The 16,844-nt window shown below is 43.7% G+C and carries 15 protein-coding genes and 1 riboswitch; all 15 genes read right to left on the minus strand.

The window, feature by feature from the left end:
• Positions 1-159: 159 nt before the first annotated feature.
• The 15 genes from AWB54_RS10565 to AWB54_RS10635 all read right to left on the minus strand — a co-directional run bounded on the left by AWB54_RS10565 (position 160) and on the right by AWB54_RS10635 (position 16,627).
• A complete protein-coding gene (locus AWB54_RS10565) occupies positions 160-1,191 on the minus strand; it encodes a biotin synthase BioB (RefSeq protein ID WP_061214569.1) in 1,032 nt (343 codons plus the stop codon).
• 1 nt (position 1,192) lies between these two features.
• Positions 1,193-2,299 (minus strand): ABC transporter substrate-binding protein, encoded by a 1,107-nt coding sequence (locus AWB54_RS10570; protein ID WP_061214570.1) that lies wholly within the window; start codon positions 2,297-2,299, stop codon positions 1,193-1,195.
• Positions 2,300-2,523: 224 nt separating this feature from the next.
• Complete coding sequence (locus AWB54_RS10575) at positions 2,524-3,633, minus strand: ABC transporter substrate-binding protein (protein ID WP_061214571.1); 1,110 nt, start codon at positions 3,631-3,633, stop codon at positions 2,524-2,526.
• 321 nt (positions 3,634-3,954) lie between these two features.
• Complete coding sequence (locus AWB54_RS10580) at positions 3,955-5,031, minus strand: ABC transporter substrate-binding protein (RefSeq protein ID WP_061214572.1); 1,077 nt, start codon at positions 5,029-5,031, stop codon at positions 3,955-3,957.
• 270 nt (positions 5,032-5,301) lie between these two features.
• A complete protein-coding gene (locus AWB54_RS10585) occupies positions 5,302-5,715 on the minus strand; it encodes a P-loop NTPase family protein (protein WP_082736162.1) in 414 nt (137 codons plus the stop codon).
• Positions 5,716-5,760: 45 nt separating this feature from the next.
• Positions 5,761-6,810 carry a FecCD family ABC transporter permease gene (locus AWB54_RS10590; protein WP_082736163.1) on the minus strand — a complete coding sequence of 350 codons (1,050 nt, stop codon included), beginning with the start codon at positions 6,808-6,810 and terminating at the stop codon, positions 5,761-5,763.
• A gap of 147 nt (positions 6,811-6,957) precedes the next feature.
• Positions 6,958-7,980, minus strand: coding sequence for a radical SAM protein (locus tag AWB54_RS10595; protein WP_061214573.1), 1,023 nt, complete (start codon positions 7,978-7,980; stop codon positions 6,958-6,960).
• A 51-nt stretch (positions 7,981-8,031) separates the two neighbouring features.
• Positions 8,032-9,081, minus strand: coding sequence for a radical SAM protein (locus AWB54_RS10600; RefSeq protein ID WP_061214574.1), 1,050 nt, complete (start codon positions 9,079-9,081; stop codon positions 8,032-8,034).
• A gap of 2 nt (positions 9,082-9,083) precedes the next feature.
• Positions 9,084-9,500, minus strand: coding sequence for a hypothetical protein (locus AWB54_RS10605; protein WP_061214575.1), 417 nt, complete (start codon positions 9,498-9,500; stop codon positions 9,084-9,086).
• Positions 9,501-9,706: 206 nt separating this feature from the next.
• The gene (locus tag AWB54_RS10610) at positions 9,707-10,798 is read right to left on the minus strand and encodes an ABC transporter substrate-binding protein (protein ID WP_061214576.1); all 1,092 of its coding nucleotides are present in this window, start codon (positions 10,796-10,798) and stop codon (positions 9,707-9,709) included.
• A 241-nt stretch (positions 10,799-11,039) separates the two neighbouring features.
• Positions 11,040-11,180: riboswitch (molybdenum cofactor riboswitch) on the minus strand.
• A gap of 640 nt (positions 11,181-11,820) precedes the next feature.
• Positions 11,821-13,218 (minus strand): sensor histidine kinase, encoded by a 1,398-nt coding sequence (locus tag AWB54_RS10615; protein WP_061214577.1) that lies wholly within the window; start codon positions 13,216-13,218, stop codon positions 11,821-11,823.
• A gap of 66 nt (positions 13,219-13,284) precedes the next feature.
• Entirely contained in the window at positions 13,285-13,968 is a 684-nt protein-coding gene (locus AWB54_RS10620) for a response regulator transcription factor (protein ID WP_061214578.1), read from the minus strand.
• 270 nt (positions 13,969-14,238) lie between these two features.
• Entirely contained in the window at positions 14,239-14,778 is a 540-nt protein-coding gene (locus tag AWB54_RS10625) for a hypothetical protein (RefSeq protein ID WP_061214579.1), read from the minus strand.
• A gap of 190 nt (positions 14,779-14,968) precedes the next feature.
• The gene (locus tag AWB54_RS10630; protein ID WP_061214580.1) at positions 14,969-15,745 is read right to left on the minus strand and encodes an ATP-binding cassette domain-containing protein; all 777 of its coding nucleotides are present in this window, start codon (positions 15,743-15,745) and stop codon (positions 14,969-14,971) included.
• Between the two features lie 147 nt (positions 15,746-15,892).
• Positions 15,893-16,627 carry a GTP-binding protein gene (locus AWB54_RS10635; RefSeq protein ID WP_061214581.1) on the minus strand — a complete coding sequence of 245 codons (735 nt, stop codon included), beginning with the start codon at positions 16,625-16,627 and terminating at the stop codon, positions 15,893-15,895.
• Positions 16,628-16,844: the final 217 nt, after the last annotated feature.

Here is a 16,844-nt window from a genome sequence, read left to right on the forward strand (position 1 = left end):
AAAATCCCTCCTCATAAAAATTTCTTCAGGTTCAGGCAAATCAACCATATAGCCATGGTTTTAATTAATGTTTTACGCCTGGATTTATTTCCACCACATCATTAGCCATAGCTCAGGTTGTGAATTTTATAATTTTATTTCCATATTCTCCTTTATTTTTTACAAAGTAATTTCTATACCTAATTCTTTAAGCTTTTTGCTCGTGGATTCCATGTGATTATGGAATTCCATATTATCTTCATAAAGGTACTCTTCATTTTGGTAAACATGGTAATGTGGGGTGCGGTTGATATGTATACCTCCAACCCTGTTGCCAGCACCAGCCATTAAAGGTGCGGGGTAATTATCTCGCCCCCATCCCGCTGCCCACCCGATATCCTTGTCCCTCAATACAAGACGCATAACAGCTATGAGCCGGGCTGCCTCCCAGTCGGAACAACTGGGATGATCCTTCATGGGGATACCATTAAAGGGGAAAAATTTCGACACATAGACACTTTTCAGGTGTTCGTAGTGTTTAATGTGGAAAATAAAATCTACATAGTCCTGGTATTTAGTCTCATTGGGACTCAATCCGGCCATTATACCTGTTCCCAACCCCAGGCCTGCCTCGCCTATTAAACGGGCGAATTTTTTCTTTTCCTCCAGGTCATCGCCAGGCTTCACTTTATTGAATACCTGGGGGTTGATGGTTTCGAAGACGGATCTGACGAGTTTTACTCCCAGTTGTTTCAGTTCTTTAAGGGTATCAAAGGACATGGCGGCACCGCAGTTGATATCGAGCTCCATATCATTATAGCCGGCAGCTCTTATGGCGGTAACGATTTCAAGGACATCAGAACCGTCGCTTCTTAATGTGGTGCCTCCGCTAAGGTGAAATTCCTGGAGGCCATGCCTGGCAATATAATCCACACCCTTGAGGATCTCTTCAATGCCCAGGGGTTCATCTCCTTTTTTCCGCCAGTAAGGGCAGTATTGACAAAGAGGTTTGAGATTGCAGCGAAGTACTCTAGCGATGCCACCGCTCCATTTAAAGGTGTTCCCCATGACTTTCTCCCGGACAAACCTGGCTGTTTGCAAAAGCTCTGTTGCTTTTTCTTCTTGCTCGGTTTCCTTGAAAATATACCAGGCTTCTTCCTCATTAATAGCCTCATTTTTACTCTTTTCCAAAATACGCTCAAACCGTGCCACTTTATTCTGCCACCTCCACAATCTGTTCAGGTTTAATCAGGTTATTGTGGAAAAGGGAATAAAATTCAATCATCTTATCTTCAAACAGCTTGTCATAGTTAGCATCATTGTCGTGGTATAGCTTGCCATGAGCCCAAATCATTCCTACCAATGCAGTAATACCGTCCATATTGGCATAGCGGGGCTGAACATATACCCTCCCGTTTTTAACAGCGCTTACATTTTTCCACTCGGCTCCATTCATAATTTGATCTTTAGTAGTTTGTTTCCAGGTAATAATAACCTGCGGATCCCATTTCAAGATTTGTTCCATGGATAGAGGAATACTTTCATCGGTGGGCTTTCCGCTTAGCTCTGTAGCCACATTATTCCCGCCGGCTAACTTGAGAATGGAAGCCATTATGGTTGATTCTCCCGGGGTGGTTAATATATCACTGGCACCGGTAAAATATACCCTTGGCTTTTCATCTTGCGGTATTTTCCCCGTTTCCTGGGACATTGTGCGTATGTTGTCGCGCCACCAATCAGCAAGCTTATTTGCCTGAGCTTCATTGCCCACAATTTTGCCCAACAGGCGCATAGACTCCTCGTAATCAGCCAGAGTATCTTTGGAAACTGCTATTACGGGAAGGTTTACCTGGCCGGCCAGTTTGTCAATTTGGGGATCTTTGGTCAAGGTAATAATCACATCCGGGTTCAGTTGCAAAATCTGTTCAGGACTGGTTCCCTTAAAAAACACGCCGGTAACCGGCAGTTTTTTTAGTTTATCTATCTCTGTATCTGGATAAGCCTTGACGCTTTCTGCTGCCAGATACCTGCCATCAAACACCTTGTCCTTACTCACCATCTTGTCGGGGGCTAGTTGCCATAGCATATAGGTAGGAATGGGGTGTAACGCTAATATGCTTTTGACTTCACCTGGTATAGCTACAGTACGACCTGCCATATCCTGAATGTTTACTTGAGCCGGTGGTTCATTTTTTTGCTGCATGGCCTGTTCACTCTTATCTCCCGCAGCTTTACTGCAGCCACCCACGAGAGCCAACGTCAAAACCATTATCAGTCCCAGGGCAATTAACTTGAAAGTATTCTTATTTTGCGAAAACATATGAAACCTCCTTAAATACAGAATTTTTCTCCCTGTAATTAAATTCTTCAGACATTTCTAATATCAATGTTCGAGAACAGTCCCGGGTGCAGAGTTTTCGCCGCCTCCCACAGGTCAGGCAGACTCTTCGGGAAGTTGCTTTCTTATCGGAAACCTGGTTAAAAAACCAAATTACTGATGTTGTTGCGATAGAATACTCCGGCTATCGCCTGCTCGGATTCCTTTTACTCTTTCTTTCCCGTGTCAACCTTGGGACCGCCACCCAGGATTTCTTGAGCCTCTTCTACGCTCATAGAATAGTTGAAAAAGTGTTTGTAAAATTGAATTAATTCTTCTTCCAGATTCAGGTCTTTAAATACCTCCGGGTGAAAGGTTTTAGCAGCCCAGAGAAGCATCAATGGCTGCTCGGAAGTACGATAACACCATTCTTGTGCACCCATGGGTGAAGCAAAAACCCGCCTGTTTTTGACGGCACTTATATCTTTGAACCGGGTGTCATTAAATAACGAATCCACTTGTTCAGGGGAACCCACAATAATTACCTGGGGGTTCCACTTAAGCAACTGTTCTACTGATAACTCAATGTTTTCAGCAACGTGAGTTTCTTTACGAAAATCTTCAGTAACACTGATTCCTCCTGCTTGTTTTATCCACCAATCGCTAATAGCATGCGGAGCAGTCATATTCTGAGTATTACAATGCAATACCCGAGGTTGTTCATTCCTGGGAATCGATTTGACAACATCATTTATACGGACAACAGTATCGTCAAAATATTTATTATACTCCCTGGCACATTTTTCCTGATTTAACGCCTGTCCCACCAGGTTTATGGCCTGTTTAACTTCTTCGGGATTGGTCCAAACTAAATATACCGTTGATAGCCCTGCTTCGGTCAATACTTTGGCGGTCTGTTCATCCCATGCCTTTTTAGTACTCATTGTAAAAACAACATCCGGCTTTAGTTTTAACAGTTCTTCTACATTAGGCTTGCCCGTGCTCATTTGCAGCATGGGTTGATTGGTTATATTGGGAGCAAACTTATGCTGATACTTATAACGTTCATTGCGGGCAAATTCGGGAAGACCATTAACAATTTTATCCCCCTCACCCACTGTAAAAATTAAGCTATTTATTACAGGGACAGGACCTAGCGTAACAATACGATTAATTTCTAGCGGAAGGGTTACCTCCCGGCCTGCCATGTCGACAATTTTCCGGGTAGCATCAGGCATATCCGCCGCTTTTTCCTTGCCGCAGCCTGCTATAAACATAACACTGAGGGCTAAAAAGAACACCATCACTAACAACAAACCAAATCGTTTCTTTTTCATGCAATTCTCCTCCCCAAAAACTTGCTAACAAATGCAATAATCCTTATACATTGATGAGTAAGAGAAATATCTTCGACCATTTTTTATAATACCCTTCCGAAAAACCGCATCTGATCTTCACAATAATACCTCCCTAAATTTTGCTCATTTTTTAGCAACACGAATCAGAGCTCAAAACCCTGATATCTAACATAGCCCCTCACCATACTTCCACTTCTTTCCACACCGTTAAGAGTGACCATTTTTTATCCCTCCTTGTCTTAAGTGACTTGCTTCTGATGACAATGATTCATTTAGGATTTTAATTTAACCATCGTATAACTAAAAAAACGATTCATATTCCTTATCACTCAATTCGTACTTATAGAATTCCTTATAAAACTTCTTGGTCTCTGCTTTAAGGTCAATATCCCTGGTTTCTTCTGGATACAATGTTTTTGCAAGCCATATAAATCCCAACGGAGCTTCTGGTGATGGCCTGTTCCACCAAAACGCACCCAGCGGATAATCATATACGGCGTTGTTTTTAATTGCAGTCAAATCTTTTAAGCGGGGATCCTTTTTAATTTCTTCAGCCAAACCTGACTTTCCAGTTTCTCTGGAACAAACAATGACATCAGGATCCCAACCTATGAGTTGCTCTATTGAACATTCCATTGACACTCCATTCGACACCATATCTTTTGACACCAGAACTCCACCTACATTAGTAACCAGTTCATTTATCCACCATTGTCCACCTTCAGTTTTTAATAATTGGCCACCAGCATAATAGACTTTTTTTCTTTGTTCTTCGGAAATCCGGGATAGCCTGTTATTGATTAACCCTAGTTTCTCGTCCCAATAAGCAACCAGCTTTTTTGCTTCATCGTTTTTATCCAGTATAATGCCTGTGGTCAAAAACTCATTTTTTAAGGCCTGGATATTAGCCTTACCACAAAGCATTGTTACAACCGGAATGCCAACCTCTTTGATTTTTGTATTACCTTTTTCTGAGCCACAGAAAGCAAAAACCACATCCGGTTCTAGTTTTAACAACTCTTCAACATTGACATTATCAAAGGAACCAGCATCTACTACACCATTAAATTGCGGCTTGATTTTCATGAGCAATGGAAATCTCTCCATTGTTGGTTGAGCAACTATCATATCTTCTGCCCCCAGAACTACTAACTCATGAGTAGCACCACCATGGCAAGTAATAGCTATTTTTCGTACGTTTTGGGGAATTTCAACTACCTGGTCATTAGCATCTGTGATTGTTCTTTTGAAAGATTCATCAGTAACTTTATTCATTGCAATATCGGGTTCTGTTTTTTCACTTTGCTTATTGCAACCAACACAAAAAACAGTGATTAACAAAAGCATACTTAAAAACAATGCAATTGATTTTCTCATATAAAAAAATCCTCCCCGTTGATAATTCTTAAAGCATTAAAATTAATATACCCCAGGTTTATTTATGATTCCTTCGAGGATATAGGGTGATCTCCTCAGCACAGCAACCGTAAAAATAGTAGCTGTCACACCGGGAACGGGAAAAACCGGTACATTTACATTAGAGACAATATCCTCCGCCACTATCCGGTCAATTCCCTCCAAAATGTCTACTTACACATACCTCATCGGGAGGTGCCTAAATTTTCCCGAATTAGTTCATTGGCTGCTTCAAGCAAGAGCATATTCTTTTCTACTTTCTATTAATTCTAAGCTTTTATCTGGTTCGGCCAGGCTCCTGGAAGGGATACAAACCTGTAGTTCCTGATTCATGCGGTTCTTAACTGTTACAATATCCACATCTACTCCGTACAGGGTTTTTAATCTATGTGCAGTTATGGTTTCACCCGGAGTTCCACTATGTAGAATTCTCCCCTCATTTAAAAGCACTGCCCGGTTAGAGTAGATAAAGGCATGTTCGGGAAAATGGCAGGACATTAAAACGGCTATATTTAGTCCGGCCAGTTGCTTAACATGACTTAAAACTTTAATTTGATTGCCAAAATCCAGACTGGCAGTAGGTTCATCCATGATGAGAATTCTGGGTTCCTGAGCTGTTAACCACTCTTTGTTGCCCATACCCACAGCTTAAGCTCCTAAGTTCCAATTCCATTTCCATCCCCCCAAAACTTATTTCCATCCCCACTTAGTGTTTAATAATAGATATAGAAAGAAAGGTACCCCTATGAGGGCAGTTAAAATCCCCAGCGGAATCTCCATACTGGCCAGCAAACGAGCCAGGTCATCAACTAATAGTAAATAGGCACCGCCCAGTAAAATAGATGCCGGCAGCAATACCCGATAATTCGGACCGACAATCATTCGAGCTAAATGTGGTATTACCAACCCTACCCAGCCGATTAGACCGCTAATGGAAACTGATGCTGCCGTCATCAGGGTACAGCATACAATTACCACGGTTTTCATTAACGTAGTATTAATACCTAGTACCCGGGCCTCTTCCTCCCCCATAGCCAGAACGTTAAGACGCCAGCGTAAGAGATAAAGCAAAATCCCTCCTAAGAGTATGGGAGTTAATACCATATATACATCCCGTGGAGTAATCGAAGCCAAACTTCCCATAAGCCAAAAAGTTATAGCTGGCAGCTTATCGTAGGGGTCCGCAATATATTTGATACAGGAGATGGCAGCCGTAAACAGCGACCCAATCATAACACCGGAAAGAACCAGAGCCAGCATAGGATCATGGCGAATCCGCAGGCTTATCCCGTAGGTTAAACCAACTGCCAGTAAGCCGCCCACAAATGCCATCATTTGAATTCCCATCATACTAAACGAGAAATATATGGCCAGAGCAGCCCCGAAACCGGCACCGGCTGAAGCTCCCAGTATATCCGGTGAAACCAGGGGGTTTTTAAACATTCCCTGGTAAGCCGCTCCGGCAGTAGATAAGGCCGCACCCACCAATATGGCAGCAAAAATACGAGGCAAGCGCACTTGAAATATTACCGTCTCCACAGTAGCATTCCAGTGAGCCTCTATAGGAAATACCCGCGAGGCTAACACCTCCAGTAACTGTCCTGGAGGTACCGGGTATCGTCCTAGAGCAAAGGAAAGTATAAAAATAAGTGCTAGCGTAATTAATAAGATAGTAATCTTCCAGCCAGAACCTCTTTTCGTTTCCATCTCTACAATTTTATGTTTAGTTACTGCCTCCACTTGTAGTCCCCCTTCATAGTTTATAGCCTGGTATGGGGATAATATTAAAGATTCCCCGGAATGCTGTTCTACTTTGACAAAGGAATACAAATTTATACGGTTACGAGAAAAATGATTCATCAGTGACTTTATTTACTGCAATATCGCTTACTGTATTTTCTCTTTACTTATTACACTAGCCCCCATTTCCTGCAGGTAACGCTGCATCAGAGGCATTCGATTATAAACAGAACACCTCTCGTTGATGATTATTAGCTCATCTTCGGGATTGGTTTTGTTTTCCACTTTCCTGTTGGATACCATTACCCCCAGAAGCTGATTGCCACCACCAGCGGCATACCAAAGAGGCAAATCATCCGGTTCATTGCCGGCAGCCAATCCCAGATTTATACGGGGCATAATCAGGCGTGCCACCGCCAACGTACGGGCCAATTCCCAAGGAGAACATCGGAGTTGGTTGTGCAGGGCAGTACGAGGATAAGGATAGAATCTGGAAAAACGAAGGTGATAGAGATGACTAAACCGGCTAAGGTAAAAAAGTTGTTCGATGCGATCCGCGTATTTTTCTCCCAAACCAATCATCATCATACTGCGGATAGGAACACCCTCTTGCTCGCATATTTCCAATAACTGCTTGCGCTTTTCCAGGCTGTCCCCCGGCTTGGTGCGGTTAAATAGTTCCGGGGTAAAAGTCTCCAGAGAACTGGTAATGCTTACTACTTTCATTGTTTTCAAAGCTTTGACCGTATCAGCTGACAGAGAAGGCCCCAGGTTTACTTCCACCTGTATATCCGAAGTTTCTTGGATGGCTTGTACCATCTCCAGTATTTCACTATCGTAACCTTCCAAGTTGGAGCCTCCACTCAGGTGCATCTGCCGGATTCCCAGCTCCTCAACCTTTCTTACGCACGCCAGCAGATCAGGCAAAGGAAAAGGTTCAGCAACAAAATAGGTACAATAGGCGCAACGGGGCACAATTCTACAAGGAAGTACACCCCCAAATCCAGCTGAAAAATACAGCTCTTTACCCAGGTTTTCATCACGGAGACGACTGGCCACCGCAAATAATTCCAAGGCATTTTGCGGCCAGCGTGATTCTTCCAATATTTTTAGAGCCAATCGTTTATTTATTCCTTCGTTTAGTACTGTATGCAGAAGTGTAGTAAACAAAGATTTCCCTCCTTAAATGCAAAGTAAATTAGCAGGTCAGATATTTCCAAATTAAACTAAATTGCATAGATATATATCATTGTAGAATGGGCATTTTCCCCTACAACCTGACCTTTCATCACATTCTGCACATCCTGTTTTACAGTTATCATTAACATAACTTCTGTAAGCTGAGAAATGTTTCTGCCAGATATCCTTGAAACAAAGATCTTTTAAGTTGTACGTAAAATTACTGTTGTTACAAAATGAACAGGGCATAACCTCCATGGATTCGCTCACATAAACCGAGAAGAAGCCGCATTCGCAGCTGTCTACAAGATCCGTATCAACACCGGTTGCCTTCATCAAAACAGGAACAAAGCAAGCATCAAAACCAAGCTTTAGTTTAGTTAAGGGGGCGTCAACCATGTCCAAAAATTCCCTTAAATTCTTCTGCGATTTAATCACATCACTTTTGTCCGCTCTTCCAGCAGCTTTGTAAGTCAAAAATATCACAGAATTAAAGTCCTTCAGGTATTCGTCGTATTTTCCTTTCAAGAGTTTAATTGCCTCTATGAGGGTTCTCTCTGAAATAACATAGTGGATATTGGTTCGAATTTTTTCTTCTTTAAGCTGTACCCCCAGCTCGCGAAGTTCTTCAAGGGACAGGTTATCCCTATAGGGATCCCACGAGACAGCAACTGCCCCACAGTACTTCTTGCTTGCTTCCATGTTTTTCTGGTTGAAATACTTGCCACAGGTTGTGTAATTAGGTATTATGCCGTATTCTTCTCTTGTAACATGTAGTATTTCATTAAAATCAGGGTGGAGGAGAGGTTCACCCCCTCCAAGTGCTACTTGAAATATGCTTCCATATTCTTTGCTTGTTAGTTGACCAAGGATGAATTTGTAATCTGCTACTGTCATGAATATCCCTTCCTCATTACTGGCACGATAGCAGTATTCACATCCATTGGTACAGTAGTTGGATATGGATATATCTGCAAGTTCTGGCCATGGAGCCATATAGGGATCTTCTGCGATACTGTCTCCCCAGCGAAATGTTACACCTGTCTCTGGAATGCAAACGAAGTTGTATCCTTTAAAGTGTTTTCTTATCATTTTTATACCTTACATCCTCCGCGTTCACATTGCGGTTTAGTTGTCTGGGTTGCTCCAACTCCCAAAATATCATTGCTTTCTCCCTTAACCACCACCCAGTTTATTACAGCCCACATTTCATCATCTGATAATTCACTAAAATCCGACTTTGATATTTCCTCCGGATCACTATCATCCGCCAAAAACTGAGATTTTCCAAGGGGGAATTCCTTGATTGTGAAGGAATATTCCTGGCTCCCAATTATGGTTTTATATCCTTCTTCGCCCATCTTTTTCTTTAAAAAATCCAATAATTGTACCCACCCTGTTTTTCCGATCTCTGTAAAACGTTTTATTTTGGCATCAATTATCTCTTCCTTTACAGTTAACACGAAACTTGCTGAACTACTGTTGGTCACAAAATCGCATCTGATCTTCACAATAATACCTCCTCATGTTTTATTACTCCATTTCAATCCATTTCAGCAGCATAATTCAGGCACCACCCACCCGATACATTGCCGTAACTAAAAAAACGACTCGTATTCCTCATCACTCAAGGCGTATTCTTAGAATTCTTATAATAATCGGAAGAAACTGCGGAGCAGTTTCAACACACCGCTGCAACGAGGCGGTGGATTTCCTTTTACTTTTTCTTTCCCGGGTCAACCTTGGGTCCGCCACCCAGGATTTCTTGAGCCTCTTCTACGTTCATAGAATAGTTGAAAAAGTGTTTGTAAAATTGAATTAATTCTTCTTCCAGATTCAGGTTTTTAAAGGCCTCCGGGTGAAAGGTTTTGGCAGCCCATAGGAGCATAAGCGGTTGCTCGGAAGTGCGGTTACCCCAGATATGGGCGCCTACAGGTGTGGGAAAAACTTGCTTATTTTTAACGGCACTTACTTCTTTAAAGCGACTATCATTACAGAGTAAATTCACCTGGTCGGGAGAACTAACTATAATTACCTGAGGATCCCACTTAAGCAATTGCTCCACTGAGAACTCTATATTTTCCGCTACGCGAACTTCCTTGGTAACACTCTTTCCCCCTGCTTGACCCACCCACCATTCAGTAATGGCGTGGGGTGCTGTCATACTCTGAATGTTGCAATGCAACACCCGGGGTCGTTTATCCTCGGGAATGCTATCAACGACCTTGCTCACGCGGGCAATAGTATCGTCAAAATATTTACTGTACTCCTGGGCCCGGGTCTCCTGATGTAATACCTCTCCGATCATATTTATAGCCTGCTTTACCTCGTCAGGCTCGGTCCATACCAGGCAAACCGTAGGTAGCCCGGCGTTAGTCAATACTTCAGCTATCTGTTCACAACTACCGCGGGCTTCCATAGTAAAAACCACATCCGGCTTCAGTTTCAGCATTTCTTCGACATTAGGCTGAAAATCGCTGGTTTGAACCATCGGCTGTTCGCTTATGTTAGGAGCAAATTTATGCTGGTACTTCCAACGTTCTGAACGGGCAAAATCGGGGAGACCATTGACGATCTTACCTCCCTCGCCCACTGCAAAAATAAGACTATTCAGTACCGGTCCAGGTCCTATCGTAGCTAAACTGTGAATCTCTGCCGGGAGGGTTACCTCCCGGCCTGCCATGTCGACAATTGTCCGGGGAGTAGCAGTTGTATCAGCCGCCTTTTCCTTACCGCAGCCTGCGATAAGCATGCCACTGATGATCAGCAGGGCAAGCATCGCCAGAATTACAAGTCCTCTCTTTTTCATATATTTTCCTCCTATTCCATATTATTTTATTTTAGCGAGGTCTTTCATCAGCACCTCCTTTCCATAAATTCTATAACAGACCTCGTCTCGCTTTTATGAGGGTGATTCTATGAACAACGGGGAAATAAAAAACCAGCATCGAAAAGTTGATACTGGCTTTATCCTCATCTTCAGGCAGGAAACAGCCCTTCCTGCTTATGTTAATCTCCTGAGTTTGTTAGCAAACACGGCTAACCCTCAAAAAGGATGTTCCATATCTTCTTTCCAAATACGGGAGGCACAGCCGTTTACAGCTATACCCTGGGGAGCTATTGACGCTCCTTTCGTCCAATTATCCATGGCTTGAAGCTATAGGATAAAAGGCTCGAAGACATTAACTGTTAAATTGTCCGAAAAATATGAAAATTTAAGGTTCACTAAACGCTAAGGTTTTAGTATTCAAATCATTTAATTAATTGTTGTTAGTTTTTATTTATTTTTATTATACCTATGCTTTATTTCTGTCTGTTTTTGTTGGTTGATGTTGATATTTGTTTAATTCTATAAAAATAAAGCTATTCCTGCTGAGCGAATAACTTTTTAATTAAAACTATGTAATTACGACTCCACTGCGAAAACCCCTTTTGTTGCATAAGGGTTGCATAAATATACAAAGCGAGCGTTGGCGAAGCATGGTTGCAACGCCCGGCGAAGGCGAGCAGGCGAAAGGGGGCGAGCGACAGGACGTCGCGAGAGCGCTATACGACCATGGATGGGAGGTTAGCGTGTACCCCTTGAGCCGCGAGACAAGCCGCAGGTGTTGCCCATGCGAAGACTGCGAGCGGTATATTTATACAAGCCAATGAATATTAATAACTTTTTTCAGTAGAATCAATTACGATAAGGCGTTTATGGATTCGGGATTCCGCTAAGGGGAATTCTGTTGCAGGCCAGGGGAAAACAGGCCCCCGCAGTAGAGGCATTCTTCAATTTGTATTTTTCAAGTAATTATCCAGGGATGGTTTAGAAATGAATCGTCAGGATTACTCCTGGGGCAGGGTAAAGTAAAAAACAGTCCCGCAACCCGGACTGCTTTCCACCCAAATTTTGCCGTGCTGGGCTTCAACATAGCCCCTGGCTATGGCCAAGCCCAGTCCCATTCCACCTTCACGGCGATTTCGGCTGTCATCGATTCGATAAAAACGTTCAAATACATGGGGCAGGTTTTCGGGGGGAATACCCGGTCCATTGTCAGCCACCGCGAATTGCAGGTGATTTCTATACCGCTGAATAGACAGGGTAACCTGGCCTCCCTGCTCTACATGCTGCATGGCATTGGACAATAAGTTCAAGAGTATCTGCAAGAGCCGGTCATGGTCAGCATAGATTTCCTTAATAGTGCTGTCAAGATCTATACTATAGGAAATACCCTTATCCTGCATGGCAAGATTAACCGGTATCAAATGTTCCAAAAGTTCGCTTAGCGGAAAGCGGCTAAAATTCAAGGATACGGCCCGGTTTTCCACCAGGGACAGATTGTCCAGTTCTTTTACCAGGTGCGAAAGCCGTATAACTTCATCCTGCAGTAGAGCAATGCTTTCAATATCCAGCGGAATGGAACCCGTCTGCATTCCTTCCAGTTGTCCTCGCAGAAATGTCAAGGGGGTTCGTAATTCATGCGATATATCGGCAGTTAATCTGCGCCGATTCTTTTCGACATCATCCAACTTTTGCGCCATTAGATTGAAATCCCGCCCCAGTTCCATAAATTCACGATCACCCTGCAAGCTTAGCCTTTCATCCAGCTTTCCATTGGCCAGCTGGTGAATAGCAGATGATAAAGCGGCCAGAGGGGAGCTAATACGCTTCCCCAGCGCTAAACCCAATATCAGGGCAATAATGCCTATAACAATTGCCAGTATGGCTGTATTTATGGTGAGTCTGGCGACAAATTGATTCTCCAGTGAAGACAAGCCCGAACCCAGTGGGCTGATTATATATAAAGTGGCCCGGGGTTGATTATCAACCCGGAGTTCCCTTGAACTATGAAGTGAATCCAGTTTGGCCGGCTGTCCGATGAGTAAACCCTGGGTATCTGCTACCACCATATTATTGGCATCGGTAACTATTAGCCGTTGTCCCTGCCTTATTCCCATTCCCATAGGCATTGACCCGTGGTGGCGGCGTTGCCCCATAGCTTTACCATTCCCTATGGTATTAGCTTGCAGATACTCCTGTAAGCCGTCACTGCCATACTGTGAATAGTAATCGCTTATGATTGGAGCCCATTGATCGAGCATGACCTGGTTATAGTTATCAATATATGTGGAAAACTGCTGCCTGGTCATAAGCAGCATAATCAGGCTGGTAGCTATAACCGCCAGTACGGAAACGATGATAAAGCTGGTTGTAATTTTATTGGACAAACCCGATTTTGCCATTGCAAACTCCATCTCACCGCTATCGCTGGTGATACAAACAGTACTGAAAAAATATTTCTCGCTTTATTATTCCTCTGCAACTAACTTATAGCCAATGCCATAAACTGTTTTTATGCTAACTTTGCTTTTCCCGGTCGCTTCGATTTTATGGCGCAAATTACTGATATGAGTATCGATAGTTCTTTCATAACCCTCGTAGATATCGCCAAATACACGGTCCAAAATATGCAGGCGGGAAAAAACCTGCCCTGGATTCTCCGCCAACAGCAAAAGGATTTTAAATTCAGTTGGGGTTAATGCTAAAGGAGTATCTTCTATTAATGCCTCCAACCTCTCCGGATTAATAGAAAGATTGGGAAAGCTAATATTAGTAACCTGCTCATGGGGACGACTGCGCCGCAGTACAGCTTTAATCCGAAGAGCCAGTTCCCGTGGTGAGAATGGTTTGGTAATATAATCATCGGCCCCCAGCTCCAGGCCCAATAATTTGTCAACTTCATCCGCCCGAGCAGTCAAAACTATGATCGGGGTATTATCCTTCTGCCTAATCCTTTTCAATACTTCCCAGCCCGATAAGCCGGGCAGCATAAGATCCAGGACAATTAAATCCGGTTTTATATCCTGCCAAACCCGCAGAGCTTCAAGACCGTCAGCCGCCAGGGCTACCCCAAAACCCTCCTGACGAAGATTTTGTGACAGCATATCGCGAATCTTTTTTTCGTCCTCTACCAGCAGAATAAGTGAATCCATATGATCTATTCCCCTTTAACCAGCTTGCTATCTACTGCTAGTATAACATCTTGAGTTTAAGATTGATTAATAAGAAAAGTGAGGGGTGAGGGTTGAGGGGGGTGTGTAGGGAACGCCCCCCCGTGTCGTTCCGAATCAGGCTTCGCCAACGCTCGCTTTGTATATTTATGCAACCCTTATACAAGAAAAAGGGATTTTTGCAGTGGAGTCAAGATTAGTAAGTAAGGGTACCCTATCCAGGGTACCCTTATAGGCAGTATCTGTTATTGCTTATTGATTAGCGGGTGCAGCATAGGGACAGTTGGCCTGATTTTGTCCGCAACCTGCTCCCCGGCCTTGTCCCTGGCCAAATCCCTGCATATGTCCCCTGCCCTGGCCCCGCTGATTGCCATTCTTTGGGCCAAGCACCGTTCTTTCCACATTTGCTTTAATCCTTTCAGCCATGTTATTCAAACAAGCTTGATATTGTTCTCCACTAATCTTCTTATCAGCTTTCAATTCATCCAGGATTGCTGTGCGCTCAGCGATAACTTTATCGATTACTGCTTGTTCACTTACTCCCTTGGATTCAGCAATAGCCGCTAAAGACTTTCCTTCTGCCCGTTGACTGCGGATATCGGCAATACTCAACCCGGTTAAGTCAGAAACCGCCTGGAGAGTTGTCTGGGCCTTTTGCTGACCCGCCGCATTTCCCTGACGCAAACCTGCCTGCCCATTAGTACCATTGGCTGCCATTGCACTGGCAACCATCCCCACCAACAACAGCAGGGATAAAGCTAAAATTGCAACTTTAGACGACCTCTTTTTCATAATCCTTCCTCCAATCAAATAGATTATTTTGAACTCTGGCTATATAATAGCGGGCAATTATTGTGAAAATTTCAATAAAGTATGGAGAAATTGTTAAGATTAAGCCTGGATAAAATCTCACTTGTAAAACAAAAACCTGTTGGAGAAATGAAAATGGAGACGGAAGAGAAGTTGAAGCGATTTCATTGCTCTAATATTGTTTAAGGGCTTCCTCATTTACGGTAAACCCCAGGCGAAGCTGCTCTCGCCAGAAGGAAATCTGCCGGTTGCTTTGTTCCAGTTTTTTTAAAAGGAGCTTTTCCTCGGGGGTAGTGCTATGAAGTTTAAACATACCCCCGTTTTTCATAACTACCCGTCTATCAGCCAGTAAGGCTAACATCGGATCATGGGTAACCAGTACCACTATTTTATTCTGCAAGGCCAACCCTTTCAGGGCCGCCAAACGATCAATGCCGGCATTTTCCAGCTCATCTAGCAAAACCACCGGCGCATCACTGATTAGCGCTACATCAGCTACCATCAAAGCGCGGGATTGACCGCCGCTTAATACGGTAAGCTTGTCCTGGCTGCCGATAGGTTCTCCGCTCAGCCGGTTGGCGTAGTTTAATACTTGTTCCGCCAGCATCTCTGCTTGTTCCAGATGACGGCTGCAGGCATGTAAATTGAGAAAATCCTTGACACTCATATCCATAACAAAATTCATGTTCTGGGAGACTTCTGCCGCCATTCCCCGCAGCACCCTATCATCCGCAAACTCGCCGGCCGGCATCTGGTTAATGAGGATACGGCGCTGTGACGGAGTCTCACCATCAGCCCATTGTTCAATATCAGCAATGAGCATGCTCTTGCCCGAACCGGTTGTTCCCACCACCGCGAGAATCTCCCCCGCCCTTATATCAAGGAGCGGGATGGCCTCTGCTGCGCCGTCTTTATCTTTTCCTCCTATTACGCTAATAGAATCAATCATTTTTTAAAACATTCCTCAAGTCTATTTTCCATCATTGTTGTTGTGCTAAGTACCGGGCACAACCACCGATGAAAAGTGAATTCAAATGTTCTTTAACGTTAAGATGCACCTGGCATATATCAGTTATCGGTCATCGGTCATCGGTCGTCAGACGTCAGAAGAGGGAAGGGGTTCCTTGCTCCTCATTTTTTCAAACTTTCCAAAATCAACCTTCTTCACATTCCCCATCTGATAGCTGCTGCCAATCATGGTTTCTCCCGTACAGTAGGAGCAAATGGCCGCAGGCATGGAACAACGCAATTCCTGGCCTTCAATCCGATTTACGGAGGCGCTTTCCATTATGATTTTCTTTAATTTCAGGCTGCCCTGCCCGTTAAGCCCGTTGACTGACAGCACCGCAGCATCCGGGTTTGCCATTTCCACTCGCTGCCGGAATACCTCTCGTTCAGCCTGGGATACAACATCCCCTTTACTTATAAGCACAACGTCAGCCGTACTTAACATCGGTCCTACCTTTTGCGGGGTGTCAATTCCACTCAGATTATCGATTACGCAAATTGATTGACAGCCCTGTACAGCAGGGGCACAGCGATGACAAAGGCCAGCTGTCTCCAGGATTAAGATCTCGGCCCCATGATAACTGCCCCAGGCGTATATCTCCTCCAGGTTGGCGGCAAAAAAGTGGTCCGGACATAAATATTCGCTTAAACCAACCGCCACCGGAATTCCCAGAGCCCGATAATTATCATCATCAGAAGTCTTAAGACAATCGATTTTGCAGGCCGCTACTTTAATCCCGTCCTTAAGCAAATGCCTGATGGTATGAATCATTACGGCTGTTTTCCCCGCCGAGGGAGGGCCGGAAACAATAATAAAACGCAATAAATATACCTGCTTTCATCAGGATGTCAAGGAGACGGTCCGAAACCACTGAAAAAGTATCCTTTTTAAGCCGCCTGGGCGGCAACCCAATCACAATCTGGTCGGTTAACCACTAACGGAGATAATAACTTCAAAATGAGAACATGTAAACCCTTTAAGGCGGATACCAGCTTGGCTATCCGCTTTAAATTTACCGACAGGGCTGTTAGTTTGGCCT

The sequence above is a fragment of the Syntrophomonas wolfei subsp. methylbutyratica genome (assembly GCF_001570625.1).
GTDB classification, from domain to species: Bacteria; Bacillota; Syntrophomonadia; order Syntrophomonadales; family Syntrophomonadaceae; genus Syntrophomonas; species Syntrophomonas methylbutyratica.

What these genes read in the sequence shown, in the direction of transcription:
- AWB54_RS10610 (WP_061214576.1), bottom strand. Translation starts at nt 10,798, where the DNA reads ATGAAAAAGAGAGGACTTGTAATTCTGGCGATGCTTGCCCTGCTGATC.
- AWB54_RS10615 (WP_061214577.1), bottom strand. Translation starts at nt 13,218, where the DNA reads ATGGCAAAATCGGGTTTGTCCAATAAAATTACAACCAGCTTTATCATC.
- AWB54_RS10575 (WP_061214571.1), bottom strand. Translation starts at nt 3,633, where the DNA reads ATGAAAAAGAAACGATTTGGTTTGTTGTTAGTGATGGTGTTCTTTTTA.
- AWB54_RS10600 (WP_061214574.1), bottom strand. Translation starts at nt 9,081, where the DNA reads ATGATAAGAAAACACTTTAAAGGATACAACTTCGTTTGCATTCCAGAG.
- AWB54_RS10570 (WP_061214570.1), bottom strand. Translation starts at nt 2,299, where the DNA reads ATGTTTTCGCAAAATAAGAATACTTTCAAGTTAATTGCCCTGGGACTG.
- AWB54_RS10625 (WP_061214579.1), bottom strand. Translation starts at nt 14,778, where the DNA reads ATGAAAAAGAGGTCGTCTAAAGTTGCAATTTTAGCTTTATCCCTGCTG.
- AWB54_RS10580 (WP_061214572.1), bottom strand. Translation starts at nt 5,031, where the DNA reads ATGAGAAAATCAATTGCATTGTTTTTAAGTATGCTTTTGTTAATCACT.
- AWB54_RS10630 (WP_061214580.1), bottom strand. Translation starts at nt 15,745, where the DNA reads ATGATTGATTCTATTAGCGTAATAGGAGGAAAAGATAAAGACGGCGCA.
- AWB54_RS10620 (WP_061214578.1), bottom strand. Translation starts at nt 13,968, where the DNA reads ATGGATTCACTTATTCTGCTGGTAGAGGACGAAAAAAAGATTCGCGAT.